16 protein-coding genes are annotated in these 16,470 nt (G+C 58.0%); 5 read left to right on the plus strand and 11 right to left on the minus strand.

Features of this window, described 5'->3' with window-relative positions; translation table 11 throughout:
- Window positions 1–24: 24 nt before the first annotated feature.
- The 7 genes from D7241_RS00540 to D7241_RS00570 form a co-directional block, all read right to left on the minus strand.
- Window positions 25–459, minus strand: a complete 435-nt coding sequence (locus D7241_RS00540; protein WP_408099855.1) for a type IV pilin protein — start codon at window positions 457–459, stop codon at window positions 25–27.
- Window positions 456–4,205 (minus strand): pilus assembly protein, encoded by a 3,750-nt coding sequence (locus tag D7241_RS00545; protein WP_408099856.1) that lies wholly within the window; start codon window positions 4,203–4,205, stop codon window positions 456–458. The genes D7241_RS00540 and D7241_RS00545 overlap by 4 nt, the downstream gene beginning before the upstream one ends.
- Window position 4,206: 1 nt before the next feature.
- Window positions 4,207–4,722 (minus strand): PilX N-terminal domain-containing pilus assembly protein, encoded by a 516-nt coding sequence (locus tag D7241_RS00550; RefSeq protein WP_255982415.1) that lies wholly within the window; start codon window positions 4,720–4,722, stop codon window positions 4,207–4,209.
- On the minus strand, window positions 4,719–5,801 hold the full coding sequence (locus D7241_RS00555) for a PilW family protein (protein ID WP_255982413.1): 1,083 nt from the start codon (window positions 5,799–5,801) through the stop codon (window positions 4,719–4,721). Before D7241_RS00555 ends, D7241_RS00550 begins: the two co-directional genes overlap by 4 nt.
- Entirely contained in the window at window positions 5,798–6,265 is a 468-nt protein-coding gene (gene pilV / locus D7241_RS00560; RefSeq protein WP_255982410.1) for a type IV pilus modification protein PilV, read from the minus strand. Before pilV ends, D7241_RS00555 begins: the two co-directional genes overlap by 4 nt.
- Complete coding sequence (locus D7241_RS00565) at window positions 6,262–6,777, minus strand: GspH/FimT family pseudopilin (protein WP_408099857.1); 516 nt, start codon at window positions 6,775–6,777, stop codon at window positions 6,262–6,264. Before D7241_RS00565 ends, pilV begins: the two co-directional genes overlap by 4 nt.
- 75 nt (window positions 6,778–6,852) lie before the next feature.
- On the minus strand, window positions 6,853–7,371 hold the full coding sequence (locus tag D7241_RS00570; RefSeq protein ID WP_408099858.1) for a GspH/FimT family pseudopilin: 519 nt from the start codon (window positions 7,369–7,371) through the stop codon (window positions 6,853–6,855).
- A gap of 154 nt (window positions 7,372–7,525) precedes the next feature.
- Between D7241_RS00570 and thiO the strand changes: the two genes are divergently transcribed.
- From thiO to speA, 3 genes are all read left to right on the plus strand, one after another.
- On the plus strand, window positions 7,526–8,620 hold the full coding sequence (gene thiO, locus D7241_RS00575; RefSeq protein ID WP_408099859.1) for a glycine oxidase ThiO: 1,095 nt from the start codon (window positions 7,526–7,528) through the stop codon (window positions 8,618–8,620).
- A gap of 130 nt (window positions 8,621–8,750) precedes the next feature.
- Window positions 8,751–9,122: a translation initiation factor Sui1 gene (locus D7241_RS00580; RefSeq protein WP_408099860.1), complete on the plus strand. Its 372-nt coding sequence runs from the start codon at window positions 8,751–8,753 to the stop codon at window positions 9,120–9,122.
- A 120-nt stretch (window positions 9,123–9,242) separates the two neighbouring features.
- Window positions 9,243–11,156, plus strand: coding sequence for an arginine decarboxylase (gene speA / locus D7241_RS00585; protein WP_255982400.1), 1,914 nt, complete (start codon window positions 9,243–9,245; stop codon window positions 11,154–11,156).
- 256 nt (window positions 11,157–11,412) lie between these two features.
- Here the strand turns inward: speA and D7241_RS00590 are convergent, their stop codons facing one another.
- The gene (locus D7241_RS00590; RefSeq protein WP_408099861.1) at window positions 11,413–11,754 is read right to left on the minus strand and encodes a zinc ribbon domain-containing protein YjdM; all 342 of its coding nucleotides are present in this window, start codon (window positions 11,752–11,754) and stop codon (window positions 11,413–11,415) included.
- A gap of 193 nt (window positions 11,755–11,947) precedes the next feature.
- Window positions 11,948–12,430, minus strand: coding sequence for an acyl-CoA thioesterase (locus tag D7241_RS00595; RefSeq protein ID WP_408099862.1), 483 nt, complete (start codon window positions 12,428–12,430; stop codon window positions 11,948–11,950).
- 280 nt (window positions 12,431–12,710) lie between these two features.
- Between D7241_RS00595 and D7241_RS00600 the strand changes: the two genes are divergently transcribed.
- A complete protein-coding gene (locus D7241_RS00600) occupies window positions 12,711–14,255 on the plus strand; it encodes a catalase (protein WP_408099863.1) in 1,545 nt (514 codons plus the stop codon).
- A 78-nt stretch (window positions 14,256–14,333) separates the two neighbouring features.
- Window positions 14,334–14,888, plus strand: a complete 555-nt coding sequence (locus D7241_RS00605) for an ankyrin repeat domain-containing protein (RefSeq protein ID WP_408099864.1) — start codon at window positions 14,334–14,336, stop codon at window positions 14,886–14,888.
- Between the two features lie 5 nt (window positions 14,889–14,893).
- Here D7241_RS00605 and cynS read toward each other — a convergent pair whose 3' ends face one another.
- Together cynS and D7241_RS00615 are read right to left on the minus strand one after the other, a co-directional pair.
- Window positions 14,894–15,343: a cyanase gene (gene cynS, locus D7241_RS00610; protein WP_255982390.1), complete on the minus strand. Its 450-nt coding sequence runs from the start codon at window positions 15,341–15,343 to the stop codon at window positions 14,894–14,896.
- 85 nt (window positions 15,344–15,428) lie between these two features.
- Entirely contained in the window at window positions 15,429–16,151 is a 723-nt protein-coding gene (locus tag D7241_RS00615) for a phytanoyl-CoA dioxygenase family protein (RefSeq protein ID WP_408099865.1), read from the minus strand.
- Window positions 16,152–16,470 lie beyond the last annotated feature (319 nt).

Here is a 16,470-nt window from a genome sequence, read left to right on the forward strand (position 1 = left end):
CCGGGCTTCTTTTTTAACTTCCGTTTAGCGTTTCCAGCACTGGGCCGAAGTCATCCCGTCCTTTTGCCCCTTTGCGCCAGTATTGGATAGCGTCAGCGTGCCACACTTGTCGTTCGCCATGCTGCCCGTCGGTGCGGCCTGCAGCACGTATGCGGTGGCGGATGGGCTGCCTTCGGCAAACCCGATATCGTAAGCTTTGGTCCCGCCATCCTTGGGTGCCTGACTGAACGGCAACGCAACTGCAGTTCCTGCGCTGTTTTTGTCGTAGCGCCCACTACCGGTGTAATTGCGCTCCATGAAATGCGCCAGCTCCATCAAGGCTGTTTCAGCGTCCGCGCGCTTGGCGGCGCGGACGTATTCCTGATAGCTGGGGTAGGCAATGGCGGCGATGATGCCGATGATCGCGACCACGATCATCAGTTCGATCAGCGTAAAGCCTCGATTTAAGGAGCTTCTCAAAGGTTATTCCTCACTTCATGCCAGGAAAGGCGGTTGGAGTCGTTGTTATTTCCCATGACCTCAATGCAGACCGGTGTCACGCCATCCGAATCGGTACTTGAGGCCGAACTGGCATAGCACAGGTACCGTTTGCCGGTTTTCTGGTCGCTCAGCCCAATCGTACCTTTGACCGCGCCTTCGTCGGGGTCCGCCACACCGCTCACCGGGATCTTGGTGCCGTCCTCTAGCTCGATGTAATCATCCCCATCAATCTTTCCGTCTCCGTTGTAATCGAAATACGAATAGGCGAGACGGCTTCCCGTGGCAAGGTCGAGGCTTATAATCCAGCTCGTTCCGCCGGCATCACATGGGTCCGCCGACGGGATCAAGGAGCTGAACGTGACCCTGTTGCCGCCAAGTTGGGCTTGAGAAATGACTCGTTCTCCCTTGGGTCCAGGGCCGCCTCTTGAGGTTTTCCAGAGCAGGTCGAGATACCAACCCTGATCTTCTTCCTCCATCACATTCTGGCTGATGCCTCGTCCGTTGAGGCCGGTGCCGGTTACTTCCCTAAGAATCTCTTGCTCTAGTAGATTCTGCCGGCCGTCGATTTGCTCGCCACTATCGACGATGCCATAGAACGACTGAACCTGCGGTGACCTAGGAATCTCGTTATCGGTGGTTTGGTAGAAGCTGCCCGTACCGAAGACCAACATGATTTGCCGATCCTTTGTATAAGCCGCGTCCAACGGCGCGGTGATAGCCTGGCGGGCTCCGCTGCTGTCTTTCGCGATGAAGAGGGGTTCAATCTCGCCGTCTACCCGCAAGCTGGTAGGCGCATCCCAATCACTGACCGTCGTACCGCTAGTATCCAGGCGCCATACATTGCCTTTTGTATCGGCTACGTAGATTCGGTCGGCGACACGGTCGTTGTCCAGGTCGACGGCCAAAGGTGCGCCCAGATCCCCGCTGTCAGGCAGGTCGAAGCGCTTCAACACGCTGCCGTCAGCCGCATCGAGGATCCAGACGTAGCCGCTGGTTGTGTTCGTGGGGCGGTCATAGCCACTGGTCACGATCACGCCAAACTTACCGTTAGAAAGCGGCACGAGGCTTGGGCGCCCAAGGCTGTATCCCATCTCCGGGTGCGTGAACTCCCATAGCACGTTGCTGCTGCTCATGGCTGTCGGGTTGGTGACGTCCAGCGCGAAGATGCTGCGGCCTCCTGCGCCGGAAGAGCCGATAACGAGAGTCTTCCAGGCGCTCCCGACCCAGGCGTCACCGATACGCGGCGTGCCGTCGACGTAATAGCGATGGGAATAGGTAGGCTCGGTTAGCTGAGAGAGATCATCGATCAGATCGTTCGGCACGTAGGCGAACAGCTCGTTGCCACCCGAGCTTTCCAGGCTCGCATTGAAACCATGCAACATCCCATCGTTGGCGCCAACGACCACCAGAGGTGGTCGGCTCTGATAGGTGCTCGATGCACGGAAAGTGGTATAGGCGCTCTTGACTGCACTGGTGAATCCTGCGCTTTCTGGCAGTTGTGAATAGCCGAAGTTCGGTTTGTAAATATACTGCGGATCCGAGTTGGCGATATCGCCCAGCCGGCTAGTACGTTGCCGGAACGGGTTGTTAGGTGTGGCGTCGGTACGCTCCATGCTGCGATCGCCGCGAATGAAGGCGAGTCGGTTCTGACCTACCTGTTCCGTTGCTAGCGCCCCACCGGTCGTCTGTCTAAGCGCTTCCTGCTGCGCTGTGTTCAGCTGCGCCCAGGTGAAGGTGCGCCCTGTTGTGGATATCAACGCGCCAGAGGTCGCATCGGTGGATGGAGGGGCCGAGGTCAGAATGCTGCGATCAGACATCTGCGCGTTAGTCAGTGCATCGAGTTTAGTTGCGGCTTTCCAGGTCGGTGTTTCGCTAACCGTACCGTCGGTTGCGACTGCCTTAGCCAACAAGTCGCCGCTCCAGGCCGCGCTGTCTAGCATCGACTGGAAGACCACCGTGTCGGTTTCAAGCTTCGTTGAGTTCGTGGAAAGCGCGGCAGTCGTGCTGCGTACTTCGTCTGCAATGTTGGCAAATGCTGTTTTCAGGCTTTCGACCATCTTGGTGGCATCGCTCGCCACATAGAAGTTGTCTGGGCGCTTGTCGCCATTGGAAAAGGTTTCGTTGTTGGTCCACCACCAAGACTGATTGAGCGCGTCGCCGAACTCATAATCATCTGGAGCCTTGAAGCCACCATATTTCGCGGCTAGCCAGTACTGGTTGGATGCCTTTGACTCTAGCGTCTGATTCTCTCGAACGTCGACCCAGTGAGTGGAGATCGTCTGTTTCCCGCCCCGGTCTTCGCGTAGGTCGGTGGTGTTAGCGTAGTAGGCCAGCCCGGCAATATGGGCGGAGTTGCCACGCCCAGTGAATACGTTCGCTGCGTTTTTCGAAATCCCTTCCAGATCGAATACTTTCTGGGTCCATTTTTGGACATTTAGGTCGTCATCAGCCACCGGGACGTTCCGATCTTCGTGGGTATAGACGTCGCCAATGCCAAGAATTACGTTCTTCTGGCAAGAGTATTGGATAGGGTCAGTCCAGTTGGTGACGACCGGGAATTTGTCCCGCTGTGCCTCGTTAGTAATTTTGGAGTAGGCGGCGACATTACCAAGGTTGCGGAAGTAGCGGAGCGCGGTGTAGTAGAGCTCGCTGACCGGGTCGTTCGACTTATGGCTGTTTGTCAGCTCGCCGAACTTGTTGATGTAGTTGATAACTCCACTGTTGCCAGTGCTGTCGTCATGGGGGTTAGCATAGAGAATCCCGGTGTCTGGAGACCATTCCTTCAATTCATTTTCGAGTTCATTGGGCGTGCCGGGCTCACGCTTGGTCTGACCGACATAGCCCTGCGCAGCACGCAACACGCCACCGTTACGGGTGTTGCCATCTTCGTTCAGGTAGCTGAAAACGCTGTAACGGATGTCCTTGGCGTATTGCTGAATCAAGCCCTCTGGTTTCCAAAGATTCTCCCCATATTTGGTGCAGCCGCTCTCAAGATAATTCGGTACGCAAACTTCGACGCGAACTGTGAAATGCTTCGTTGTAGTTCTCCGTCCGGACGTATAACTGAAGCGTACGGTTTTATTCTTCTGATAGTCGCTGCCTTGATATAGCGAGCTGGTCACCGAGACGTTTCCGAAAGGGGTGGTCTTGCTCGCATTTGCGGACGTGATTGTACGGTCAGGAAAGTAACTATTTCTTCCTGATCGTGTCGCCTTTTCTAGAATTGTTTGTGAAGTGCTATCTACTACACGGTAGCCGCCGGTCAATGCCTTACGGAATGGGTCGATAGTCTGTGTGGTCGCCCAATTCAGGTAGTTACCGCTCCACTCCCCGGCACAGTTGCGGTTAGCGCTTGTTGTGTAGCTGACCGGGGTGAAGTACCCGCCACCGCTGTCAACCGTGACGTTGCCGAAATAAGGATCATTGAATTGCTGTTCAATAAATGAATAGCACTTATCAGCATCGAAATATCCGGTGTAAGTAGTAGCGTTGTTGTAATCACCGAGGTTAGCCAAGCTAATGACTGTTGGGAATTCAACCGAAGGTACCAGTGCCAAGTTGCCTGGTACATTGCCGCCGCCGAGTAGCAATGGCGTTTGCGACACGTCGGCCACGGCTTGGCTGGCGCCGAGTGTCCAGCACAGCGCGGTTCCGGCTAGCAACAATGGGCGCCAGATGGCGGTAAGGCCGTTCCTAGGCATGCTGCTATGATTGAGCGGCATCATGTCACTCCTCTACGAAATACAGGGAACGAAGGGTGACCTTCGAGTCCGGGCTGGCGCCGGTGCCGGTGGCTTCGATGCGTACTAGAACGAAATCAAGAATCAGCGACTCGCCGGCGGCGAGCGAGTCCCCTCCGGCAGTTTCCGGGTTGACCATGTTCTGCATATCGAGCTGTCCAGGGTGGGGGAGCCGGGTGATGGTGTAGGTGGGCTTGCTGTCTACTTCCCCGGTGAATTTGGTGAAGGTCACGACTTCCGGGTCTTCATCATTGATCGGGTATTGCACATCATCGATCAGGTTGGCGTAGTCTGTTTTGACTTCCTGCTCGGCAAAGCGCAAGGCGGCCTCGGCGGCCTGGAACGCGAGGTTGTGATCGCGCATATTGCCTGCCATTCGTTCCTGTAGATTGGTATCGCGCATCGCCGCTGCGCCGAGGATGGTGAGCAATAGCAACATAATGAGCGCAACGAGTAGGACAGCACCCTGTTGCTTCGAATAGCCGAAAGATCCCTGTTTCATGGCAAACGATTCCGTATGGCGACGGTTGTGGTGTACACCTGGGCGACGCGGTTGTCCTTAATGGTCACCGTGCCGTCGTCGTAGAGGGCGTACTCATCATCTCTGTCGATGCCAACCACTGGCGGATAGACGAACTGCTGCGGCTCGTCTAGCACGTTCGTTTCGGGGCTGATGGCGAGCATGGAAATACGCGCCGAAACCACCTTGTCCCAGTCACCTGCGCCGGTAGCGGTGAGGTTGTTGGTTCCCGCTTTCACGTACTCGTCTGCGAGGCGGTCACCATCCTTGTCTATTCCGTAGGTGACTTGCATGTCGATGATGCCTTCGACGAGCTCTTCATCTGCTCTGCTCGGACTGAGTACCTTGCGGACTAGCGAAGGAAGTCGACCTTCGTCAGCATTGTCGCGAATGAAGTAGGTGTGGCTGCGTAAAATGTGCGCCGTAAACCTGCCGTTATAGGCTTGGCTCATGCCGGCCTTTGTATTGCCTGGAATTTCGTTGTTACCGTTCGTTTGAAATGTGCTCGCATTACCGCTATTCGTGTTCTGAAATATGTCACAACCAGTTGAGTTCGCTACTAAGACAATTTGACCGCTATAGGCCCCAGTCTCACCTTTCACACCGAGATTGCCAGCGCCGACCTTATTATTTCCATTGGATTCGAATTCCGTGCCGGCGCCCGCGTATTTCACAATAAACGCATCGGTGTTGGCGCGTATCGCATCTGCGGCTTCGAAAACTACTGGCTTACTGTTATCCCAGCCCTGGACCGCCGGATTTGTGCTGTAAGAGTTTTTATCATCGACTGAATAGGAAGCTTTCGAGAGGTCAAGCTGATTGAGTGGCTCGCTTAAACACTCCCCTTTATAACCCGCCTGGCGCACGTCGAACGCAATAAACTCCGTCGCAAAGCGTCCCGCTTCCTGTACACGGGCAACCGCCGTATTGGTGCGGTACATGTCTTTGCTGGACAAGAAGACCTGCAGGACGCCGCCGAGCAATATCAGGCTGATCAGCATGGCGACCATCAGCTCGATGAGCGAGAGGCCCATTTGTCGGTTGAAAGAGACTGGTTTCATAGCTGAGTCCGGTAGACAAATTTTTCGGGATCGTCATTCTCGGCGTCGATGCGGCCGCGGTTGTCGTTCCACTCGATGGAAATCGTGAACAAACGCCCGTTACGCACAACGCTGCCGCGGGCATCGGCCGAAAGTAAGCAAGACAGGGAGTTCAACCATTCCGCCACATCCCTCTGGGCGAGAGTTCCACTGGGGTCGAGATCGGGGTCGCAGGCTTCGTTCTTCAGCGCAATGTCGTAAACGCCGTTTAGCGCGTCGGAGCGGTTGGCGCGCATGCGGTCGATGACGTCGTAGGCGAGTACCGTGGCTTGGGATCGGTAATAAGCGCTCTGGTTGCTTTGCAATGCCGTCATCTGCATACCGGCCAGGCCCAGCAGCCCAACCGAAAGAATCAGCATCGCCACGAGCACTTCAATAAGCGTCGCGCCGCGCTGAATAGCTGGAATCTTCAGATTTCGTCTCATGGGCAGGTTCCTTTTGCGCTCGTGGCTCGTCCTGTCGCCGTCAGTGCGATGGTGTACTGGGCCTTGCCGGTGCAATTTGTGTGAGCAACCACAAATTGCACATCAGCCGCACCGGACGCTTTGTTCAGCAGGCCGTTCGGGCGATAGGTCAGGGTTTCGTTAGGCCCGGTGACGGTGTCCTGGCCGCCAACCGCGTCCCATACGCGGAGTACGTCGCCACCATTAACCTTGACCAGCCACCCGTTACCCCAAGTCACCGCATTCGCACAGACGTTGCCGTTGCGTCTGCAGACATCGACCCTCACACCTCTCTTCACAGCTTCGGAGCGGGCGTACTGCAACGCACCCATAAGATCGTTTGAAATCGTCTGGGTCCGATTGCTCTGAATGAGGTTCGTGAATGACGGCGCTGCAATTGCCAATACGATAGCCAGAACAGCCAATGTGATAAGCAACTCGATAAGGGTGAAACCTCGGGAATGCCGCATGGTTTTTCTCGATTTTAGAGTCATCAGATCATCCCGATTAACCGTTGCGCTTCCCATCCTGCCCGGACGTCCGGTCGGTTTGGAAGGTTGTGCGGCATCTTAGGTGCAATGGTCGTCGGCAGTGGGTGTATCAAGTCTCGCGCGGCCTGTGATGTTGATCACAATCTTTCTCAGCTTCGCGTCCTGGCGGCACAAGATAAAGGTGCCGTTGAGGCTGTGAGTCGTGCCGTCAGGTTTGAAGGTCATGTGACGTTGCTTTCTAAAATTTCGCCACCTCCACGAGTGGCTGGTCGCTACCGTCGAGATACGTAACGGAGTGTCTTGCTCGTCAAGGGCTCCGTTAGCGTCCAAGTCGTCGAATACAAGGATTTGGCCGCTCCATCTCGCAAGCCCGTCACAGCCCGACTCTCCAGCGCAGATACTCACTGGGCGCCTACTGGTTATCGCCCTGCTTCTTGCGAAGTTGAGGTCTGCTAGTAGCTGATTGACCTGCGTACGCTGTCGAAGCGAGTCAATGATAGAAGTGAAGGTCGGTATCGCTAACGCCAATACGATCGCGAGTACGGTGAGGGTTATCAAAAGTTCAATAAGGGTGAAGCCCTGATCCTTGTTCGGCATGGTGCGGTTCCTTTGCACGTATCATGTGCCGCCTTCCTGGCGGTGCTGTCTTGTTACTACCGACCCACGTCGGCGAAGAACGCTTTTAGAGCAACATGGCAGCCAGTCCAAGGATTGAAAGCCAAAAATGTGAACCAGCGTGCCGGAGGGTAGCTTGGAGCAAAGAATGATCGTCGTCGGAGGAGGAGTCATTGGACTGCTTTCCACCTACCTACTGGCGAGAGCAGGCCAGACAGTCGTCCTGCTCGAATCAGGCGAGACGGGCGCCGAAGCCTCGTGGGCTGGGGGCGGGATCGTGTCTCCGCTGTACCCGTGGCGCTACAGCCCGGCGGTGACGGCGCTGGCGCATTGGTCGCAGGCGTTCTATCCGCAGCTGGGGGAACGTCTGTTTGAGCAAACCGGGATCGATCCCGAGGTGTACGAGACCGGACTCTACTGGCTGGATCTGGAGGATGAGGACGAGGCGTTGGCCTGGGCCGAACGCGAGGGGCGCGCGCTGGGGCGAGTGTCGATGGAGCATGTGCACGCTGCGGTACCCGAGCTTGGCGAAGAATTTTCTCGGGCGATATTCATGCCGGGCGTCGCCAACGTGCGCAACCCACAGCTTTTGCGGGCCCTACGGGCAGCGCTCGCCAAGATGCCGAATGTGCAGGTGATCGAGCGTTGCCCGGTTACCGCTTTCATTCGTGACGGCGAGCGGATTCTTGGAGTCCACACGGCGCAGGGCGAAGTGCGAGCCGATCGGGTGGTGGTTGCCGCCGGGGCGTGGAGCGGAAATTTGCTGGCTACGCTGGGGCTGGAGTTGCCAGTCAAACCGATGAAGGGGCAGATGATTCTGTTCAAGTGCGCCGAAGACTTTCTGCCGAGTATGGTGCTAGCCAAGCGACGCTATGCAATTCCGCGGCGGGACGGCCATATCCTGGTAGGCAGTACGTTGGAAGACGTCGGCTTTGACAAAACGCCAACCGAAGACGCGCTCGAGAGCCTCAGAGCCAGTGCTATCGAGCTATTACCGGCGCTGGCCGATGCGACCGTAGTGAAGCACTGGGCCGGGTTGCGTCCAGCTTCACCCGAGGGCATCCCTTATATCGGGCCAGTATCCGGTCACGACGGCCTCTGGCTCAACTGCGGGCACTTCCGTAACGGTCTAGTGTTGGCTCCGGCGTCCTGCCAGTTGCTGACGGATTTGATGTTGGAGCGTGAGGCTGCTCTGAACCCAGCGCCATATGCGCCAGCTGGCCGATTCTGAGATCGATCTCCGGCCGACGGATGGGCCTCCTAAAACCTGAGGCCTACGTGTAGGCCGGTTTTGCTGTTAAATTGCGCGGCTGTGTAGCGCTGGCTGTAGCCGCGCCGATTTCTTCGCTCAAGAGGTTTGTGTGGCCAAGAAAACCACCTCTTTCTCAGGCCTTGGCGGCCTGGTCTTTTCCACCGATGCGGGGCGGCACTGTTCGAATTGCAGCCAGCCGTTGGATGCCTGTGTTTGCAAGCAGTCGGTAATCCCCGAAGGTGATGGCATCGCCCGTGTTCGTCGGGAGAGCAAAGGGCGGGGCGGAAAAACCGTGACGACCATCGCTGGCGTACCGCTTGCCGAGGCCGAACTTAAGGAGCTCGCCAGCGCACTCAAGCGTCGCTGCGGCACCGGTGGCGCGCTCAAGGACGGGGTTATCGAAATCCAGGGCGATCATGTTCAGCTTCTTCTGGATGAACTGACCAAGCGTGGATTCAAGGCAAAAAAATCCGGCGGTTGAACGCATTACGATCTGATCACGCGTTTGCGCTTATTTCCTTGCGCATCGGCTGTCCAACCGGGATAGCTTTTCTGTCGTGCCCTACCGCCCGACAGACCACCAATTTCTCAGGAGGCTTAGATGCCCGTACGACGCACACGTAAAGACGACGGCAGCCAATGGACCGCAGCGGACAGCCGTAGCGTTTACGGCATTCGTCATTGGGGCGCGGGTTATTTCTCGATCAGCGATGACGGTCAGGTCGAAGTGCGCCCGCAAGGGCCGGTTGGCGAGCCGATCGAATTCACCGGGCTGATCGAGCAGCTGCGTGATGCAGGGCTGACTTTGCCGTTGCTGGTGCGCTTCCCGGACATCCTGCAGGACCGTGTTCGCCGGCTGACCGGCGCCTTCGATTCCAACATCGAACGGCTGGAATACCAGAGCAAGTACACCGCCTTGTATCCGATCAAGGTAAACCAGCAAGAGGCGGTGGTGGAAAACATCATCGCCACGCAGAACGTCGCGATCGGCCTTGAAGCGGGCTCCAAACCAGAGCTGATGGCCGTGTTGGCACTGGCGCCGAAGGGCGGCACCATCGTTTGCAACGGCTACAAGGACCGAGAATTCATTCGCCTGGCGCTGATGGGGCAGAAGCTCGGGCACAACGTGTTCATCGTCATCGAAAAGATGTCTGAAGTGGGCATGGTCATCGAGGAAGCCGCCGAGCTGAAGATCCTTCCACAGGTCGGTCTGCGAGTGCGGCTGTCATCGTTGGCGTCGAGTAAGTGGGCTGATACGGGTGGCGAAAAATCCAAGTTCGGCCTGTCGGCAGCCCAATTGCTTACCGTCATCGAGCGCTTCCGTGCGGCGGGGGTCGAGCAGGGCGTGCGACTGCTGCATTTCCACATGGGCTCGCAAATTGCCAACCTCGCCGATTACCGCGAAGGCTTTCGCGAAGCGATTCGGTACTACGCCGAGCTGCGCGCGCTGGGCTTGCCGGTCGACCATATCGACGTGGGCGGTGGGCTGGGCGTCGACTACGACGGCACGCATTCGCGCAACGCCAGTTCGATCAACTACGACATCGACGAATACGCCGGTACCGTGGTCGGGATGCTCAAGGAGTTCTGTGATCGCCAAGAGTTGCCACACCCGCATATCTTCTCTGAAAGCGGCCGAGCCATGACCGCGCACCACGCGGTGTTGGTGATGCAAGTGACCGACTTCGAGCGCCACAACGACGAGGCGCCGACCATCGAAAATTACGACGAGCTCCCCGAGATCGTCCAGGCACTCGCCGATCTTCTTGGCCCGTCCGATCCGGAGATGGTCACCGAAACCTACTGGCGCGCCACTCATTACATGAGCGAGGCCGCCGCGCAATATGCTTCCGGCAAGTTGTCCCTGGCGCAGAAGGCGCTGGCTGAGCAAAGCTACTTCGCCATCTGTCGTCGTCTCTATAACCAGCTCAAGGCGCGCCAGCGCTCGCATCGCGCGGTGCTTGACGAGCTCAACGACAAGCTGGCTGACAAGTACATCTGCAATTTCTCGGTATTCCAGAGCCTGCCGGACACCTGGGCGATCGACCAGATTTTGCCAATCGTGCCGCTACAGCGTTTAACCGAAGAACCGGTGCGTCGCGCCGTGCTGCAGGATTTGACCTGCGACTCCGACGGCAAGATCAAACATTACGTTGACGAGCAGAGCATCGAAAACAGCATGCCGGTGCATGAAATCCAGGCGGGAGAGGAGTATTTCCTCGGGGTCTTCCTGGTCGGCGCCTACCAGGAAATTCTCGGTGACATGCACAATCTGTTCGGCGACACCGATTCGGTGAACGTCTATCAGCGCGAGGACGGCAGCTTCTACCACGCCGGCATCGAGACCCACGACACCATCGAAGACATGCTGCGCTACGTGCACCTGTCGCCCGAGGAGCTGATGACCTACTACCGCGACAAGGTTTCCAGTGCTCGTCTCAGCGCCAAAGAGCGCACCCAGTACATCGATGCGTTGCGGTTGGGGCTGACGCGATCTTCTTACCTGACGCCTTGATTGGGTCGATCGGCGATCAGGTGCCAGTCGTTGGCACCTGATCGCTAGCAAGCTAGCTCCTACAGGGTCAGGGTGTTGGGTGTCGCATGTGATTCAGCCTGCGACTCAATAGCACCAGCCCGTAGGGTGGGCCGGGCGGCGTTCCGCTTTAGCCCACCACGAACCTCGCACCCGGTTGTGGACTGAAGCCCACCCTACGGCGTCGCTTTCCGCTCGGCGGACCGACGGAGGCGATCCATCGAGCGCGCAATAGTGTTCAGACCTTACGCACGAATTCGGACTTCAGCTTCATCGCGCCGATGCCGTCGATCTTGCAGTCGATGTCATGGTCGCCATCACACAGGCGGATGTTCTTGACCTTGGTACCGACTTTCACCACCAGCGACGAGCCCTTGACCTTGAGGTCCTTGATCACAGTGACGGTATCTCCGTCCTGCAGGGCATTCCCGACCGAATCCTTGATGATCTTTTCATCATCGGCAGACGCCTCGGGCGTCGCGCCGGACCACTCGTGGGCGCACTCGGGGCAGACCAGCATCGGGCCATCCTTATAGGTGTATTCGGAATTGCAGATGGGGCAGGGCGGCAAAGAGCTCACGGCAGATCCTCGGTTGGGATGATGCAAAAAGCCGCGGATTATAAGGTTTCGCCTGCATTGCGGTTCCCGTCGTGTCAAGCGCGACGGGAACCGCAATGCAGTGTCATATAGTGTTGCTGCGTGTTCCGGTCTGAACGCCGGACCGGCTGGATTGGCTGTCTACCGCGTCGGCCATGGCTGGAGGCGGCTTAACTCAGGCTTCGTCCTTGATCGCCTGATAGCGCTCTTCCAGCTCGCGGCGGATCTGCCGGCGCTGCTGGGCCTGGGCGAAACGGCGCTTCTGATCGGACGTCTGTGGTTGTAGCGTGGGCACGGTTGTTGGGCGACCATCCTCGCCGACCGCGACCATCGTGAAGAAGCAACTGTTTGTGTGACGAACCGTCTTGTGCCGGATGTCTTCGGTGACGACCTTGATGCCGATCTCCATCGAGGTATTGCCGGTGTAATTCACCGATGCCAAGAACGTCACCAGCTCGCCCACATGGATCGGCTGACGAAAATTCACCTGATCGACTGACAGCGTAACCACATATTGCCCGGCGTAACGGCTGGCGCAGGCGTAAGCGACTTCGTCGAGATATTTCAGCAGCGTGCCGCCATGTACATTGCCTGAGAAGTTGGCCTTGTCCGGAGTCATCAGTACGGTCATGGTCAGTTCGGCGTTTCCATCAAACATGTTGCGCGGCTCGTGCTGGCAAAAAGGGCCGCTACTTTAGTCGAATACGAAGCGGCTGTGTGCACCCAAGGTGCGTTAGCTCAGTTTTATTTTCGAGGGTCAATGTGGCAAGAGCGCGCAGCTGGCATCGCGCGTTCACGCGTGTACTGCTTGCGATGTTCTAACAAACAGAATCTGCCTATCGCGCCGCTTCGCTTATTCAATTGGGGCGGCGCGGCGCCCGCTCCTAGTCTTCCCGCTGCGTTCCAGACGCAATCAAAAACGAGAAGAGGATGAGTGAATGAACCGTTACCTGTCAGGCGCCTTGCCTGCACGCATGCTGCTTGGTGTGCTTTGCGCGAGCTTGCTGTCGCTTTCCGCCCACGCCGCACCGCTGACCCGCGACAACGGTGCACCGGTCGGCAACAACCAGAATTCCCAGACCGCAGGCGCCAATGGCCCGATCGTGCTGCAGGATGTGCAGCTGCTACAAAAATTGCAGCGCTTCGACCGCGAGCGTGTACCGGAGCGCGTGGTGCATGCGCGCGGCACCGGTGCCCATGGCGAGTTCACCGCTACCGCCGACATTTCCGACCTGACCATCGCCAAGGTCTTCGAGAAAGGCACCACCACGCCGGTTTTTGTGCGCTTCTCCGCCGTGACCAACAACAGCCACTCGCCGGAAACCCTGCGCGATCCGCGAGGCTTCGCCACTAAGTTCTATACCGATGAAGGCAACTGGGATCTGGTCGGTAACAACTTCCCGACTTTCTTCATTCGCGATGCCATCAAGTTCCCCGACATGGTGCACGCCTTCAAGACCGACCCGCGCACCAACCTCGACGACGATACCCGCCGGATGGATTTCCTCTCTCACCATCCGGAGTCCACGCGCACCCTGACCATGCTGTACTCCAACTACGGCACACCGGTGGGCTATCGCTTCATGGATGGCAGCAGCGTGCATGCCTACAAATTCGTCAACGATGAGGGCGAATACCGCTACGTGAAGTTCGGTTGGAAGAGCCAGCAGGGCGTCAGGAACCTCGATCCCAAGCAAGTCCAAGAGACCCAGGGGCGTGACTACAGCCACATGACTCGCGATCTGATCAGCGCCATCGATAGCGGCGACTATCCGAAGTGGGACCTGTACCTTCAGGTGCTGGAACCCGAAGCGCTGGCCAGGTTCGAGTTCGATCCGCTGGACGCTACCAAAATCTGGCCGGAGGATCTGGTCTCGTCGACGAAGATTGGCACCATGGTCCTGAACAAGAATCCCGATAACGTCTTCCAGGAAACCGAACAGGTTGCCATGGCGCCGTCGAATCTGGTGCCAGGTATCGAACCGTCCGAGGACCGTCTGCTGCAAGGCCGCCTGTTCGCCTACGCCGATACGCAGATGTATCGCATCGGTGCAAACGCCCTGAGCCTGCCGATCAACAAGCCGCGCGCCGAGGTCAGCAACGGCAACCAGGATGGTCAACTGAATGCCGGCCACACCACCACCAGCGTCAACTACCAGCCGAGCCGCCGCATGAACCGTGAGGAAAATGCACGCGGTCTGTATAGCCAATTGCCGCTTTCCGGGACAACGCAGCAGGCGCCGATCTATCGCGAGCAGAACTTCAAGCAGACCGGCGAACTGTATCGCTCCTTCACTCGTAAAGAGCAGAAGGATCTGATCAACACCCTGGGTGGCGAGCTGGCCAAAACCGACGAGGAGGCTCGCTATCACCTGCTGTCGTTCTTCTACAAAGCCGATGCCGAATACGGCGAGGGCCTGACCAAGGTGGCCAAGTCCGACCTCAAGCGAGTCAAGACGCTGGCTGCCGAACTGCAGGATTGACGCACAGCGGGCCGTCGCCACGCACGGCGGCTCACCGACCCGAGCGCTGCTCGGGTCATCTTTTTTCAGGAGCAGAATATGAAAAGCCTTTTCCTATCGGCTGTCTTGCTGCTCGGTGGTGGCCACGCCTTCGCCGCTTCGGAGCCAGCCACCGTGTTGAGCAGCGACGCCGAGCAAGTCCAGAGCCAGCTGCGCGTTTACTTTTTCAACGCCGCACGATTCGGCGATAACGAAGTTCTCACAGAATTCATTCGGGCCGGTTACGACCTCGATACCTCAGACGAAAAAGGCTACACCGCATTGATCCTGGCGGCTTACAACGGCCATCCCGACACGGTCGAACAGCTGCTGACGGCCGGCGCCGATGCCTGCGCCGAGGACAAGCGCGGCAACACCGCTCTGATGGGTGCGATCTTCAAGGGTGAGCTGCGCATTGCCAAACGGCTGCTGGCCACCGATTGCGATCCGGATCAGCGCAACAATGCCGGCCAGACGCCTGCGATGTATGCAGCGCTGTTTCAACGCGACGCTTTGCTTGAAGCATTACGTGAGCGCGGCGCGGACCTCGACGCCAGCGACTCGGTGGGCAACAACGTTGAAAGCCTGGCGCGCGGTGAGATTCGCACGCGCTGATCGGCTCAGTAACTCTTATAAGGCAGAAATTTGCCGGAAAGCACCACGTTCACGCGATCGCCTTTCGGGTCCGGTTGACGCTGGATGTTCATAGAGAAATCGATGGCGCTCATGATGCCGTCGCCGAATTCTTCATGGATCAGCTCCTTGATGGTGCTGCCGTATACGTTGACGAGTTCGTACCAGCGGTAGATCAGCGGATCGGTGGGCACGGTGGTCGGTAGTGACCCTTTATAGGGCACGATTTGCAGCCAGGCCACGGCTTCGTCGGACAGCTCGAACAGCTTGCCGAGGGTTTCCGCCTGAGTTTTGTCGAACGCCATCTGGCCCAAGCAGCCCGCCGTAGTCCACTCCTTCGACATGCCGATGGACTCGGCGATATCGCACCAACGAAGGTTTTTGCGCACCTTGGCGGAAACGATCATCTGGGTGACTTGGCTGCGGCAGGAAATCATGGCGTTACCTCTCGAGTCGGACTAGGTGGGCCGCATGCGGCGGCCGGTCTGTCCCGTCTTGCAGAAGCTATGCCAGAGAAATCGCTCAGTCGTACTCCGCCGCTTCATGCTCACCCAACAAGCGCCGCTGCCTCGGCGTGGCTGCCGTGATCACGTCGGGGTTGAAACGCCACTGCAGATAGGGCGGAAACTTCTGCGCGACCATGCGCCGGCCGTAATGCACTTGCAGCAGGTAGCGGCTGCGGTCGGCGGTGCGGTTGCGACTGCCGGCGTGCCAGAGATCGCTGCGAAACAGCAGCACGTCGCCCGCTTCGCACAGCACCGGTTCCGGTTCGTGGTCATGCCAGCTGGTTTCACCCTGGCGTGGTTTGCGGCCGGCGCGGTGGCTGCCAGGAATAACCAAGGTGGGACAGAGATCCGCGTCGATCCGGTCGAGATAAATATGTGCCGTGCAGACCTGCATCGGCAGCTCGAAAGCGGGATCGGCCAGCAGCGCTTCCGGCAGCTCCATCGCCAGATAGTCCGCATGCAGCTCGCCGCCGATGAAACCCGGATGGCTGCGCCAGGCGGTCTGTCCGATTACATGGCAGTCCGTCCCGAGGCAGGCTTCGGCCAGCTCGATCACGCCAGGTAGATCGAGATAGGGCAGCCAGAGCGGATCGCGGTTGAACACGCATTTATAGTGGTCATCCACCAGCCCCTGATAATCCCAATGGATTGGCTCGAGGCGATCGATGGCGGTGCGCACGTCTTCGATCTGTTGCGGCCGCAGGGCCTGCGGCAGCAGGACGAAACCTTGTTCGTGCATGGCACGCAGCTGAGCAGCGGTGGTTTTTGGCTTGGCGACAGGCTCTGCAGTGCTTAGGTTGTCGACAGTTTGTTGAAAGCTTGGGTTCGTATGCTGTCACCGCTCGCGATGACCTGTCGTCGCAGCAGGCGCGCGGCCACAAGCGGCGCGTTGGTTTCTCTCTTCTCGTGCGAACTTCGGCCGCGCGGCCACAAGCGGCGTCTGCCGGTTCGCTTTTCGCTCGAAGATCCCAGCCACATGGAGAAACCGCCCTGGCTTGGGTTCTGGCGTCGTTTGAGCGAAAATCGCCGCGCTTTTTTCCGTCGCACATTGATGCGCT

Source organism: Stutzerimonas sp. VN223-3, from assembly GCF_045999685.1.
GTDB lineage: Bacteria > Pseudomonadota > Gammaproteobacteria > Pseudomonadales > Pseudomonadaceae > Stutzerimonas > Stutzerimonas stutzeri_AR.

What these genes read in the sequence shown, in the direction of transcription:
- D7241_RS00545 (WP_408099856.1), bottom strand. Translation starts at nt 4,205, where the DNA reads ATGATGCCGCTCAATCATAGCAGCATGCCTAGGAACGGCCTTACCGCC.
- D7241_RS00550 (WP_255982415.1), bottom strand. Translation starts at nt 4,722, where the DNA reads ATGAAACAGGGATCTTTCGGCTATTCGAAGCAACAGGGTGCTGTCCTA.
- D7241_RS00555 (WP_255982413.1), bottom strand. Translation starts at nt 5,801, where the DNA reads ATGAAACCAGTCTCTTTCAACCGACAAATGGGCCTCTCGCTCATCGAG.
- pilV (WP_255982410.1), bottom strand. Translation starts at nt 6,265, where the DNA reads ATGAGACGAAATCTGAAGATTCCAGCTATTCAGCGCGGCGCGACGCTT.
- D7241_RS00565 (WP_408099857.1), bottom strand. Translation starts at nt 6,777, where the DNA reads ATGACTCTAAAATCGAGAAAAACCATGCGGCATTCCCGAGGTTTCACC.
- D7241_RS00570 (WP_408099858.1), bottom strand. Translation starts at nt 7,371, where the DNA reads ATGCCGAACAAGGATCAGGGCTTCACCCTTATTGAACTTTTGATAACC.
- speA (WP_255982400.1), top strand. Translation starts at nt 9,243, where the DNA reads ATGCCCGTACGACGCACACGTAAAGACGACGGCAGCCAATGGACCGCA.
- D7241_RS00595 (WP_408099862.1), bottom strand. Translation starts at nt 12,430, where the DNA reads ATGTTTGATGGAAACGCCGAACTGACCATGACCGTACTGATGACTCCG.
- D7241_RS00600 (WP_408099863.1), top strand. Translation starts at nt 12,711, where the DNA reads ATGAACCGTTACCTGTCAGGCGCCTTGCCTGCACGCATGCTGCTTGGT.
- D7241_RS00605 (WP_408099864.1), top strand. Translation starts at nt 14,334, where the DNA reads ATGAAAAGCCTTTTCCTATCGGCTGTCTTGCTGCTCGGTGGTGGCCAC.
- cynS (WP_255982390.1), bottom strand. Translation starts at nt 15,343, where the DNA reads ATGATTTCCTGCCGCAGCCAAGTCACCCAGATGATCGTTTCCGCCAAG.
- D7241_RS00615 (WP_408099865.1), bottom strand. Translation starts at nt 16,151, where the DNA reads ATGCACGAACAAGGTTTCGTCCTGCTGCCGCAGGCCCTGCGGCCGCAA.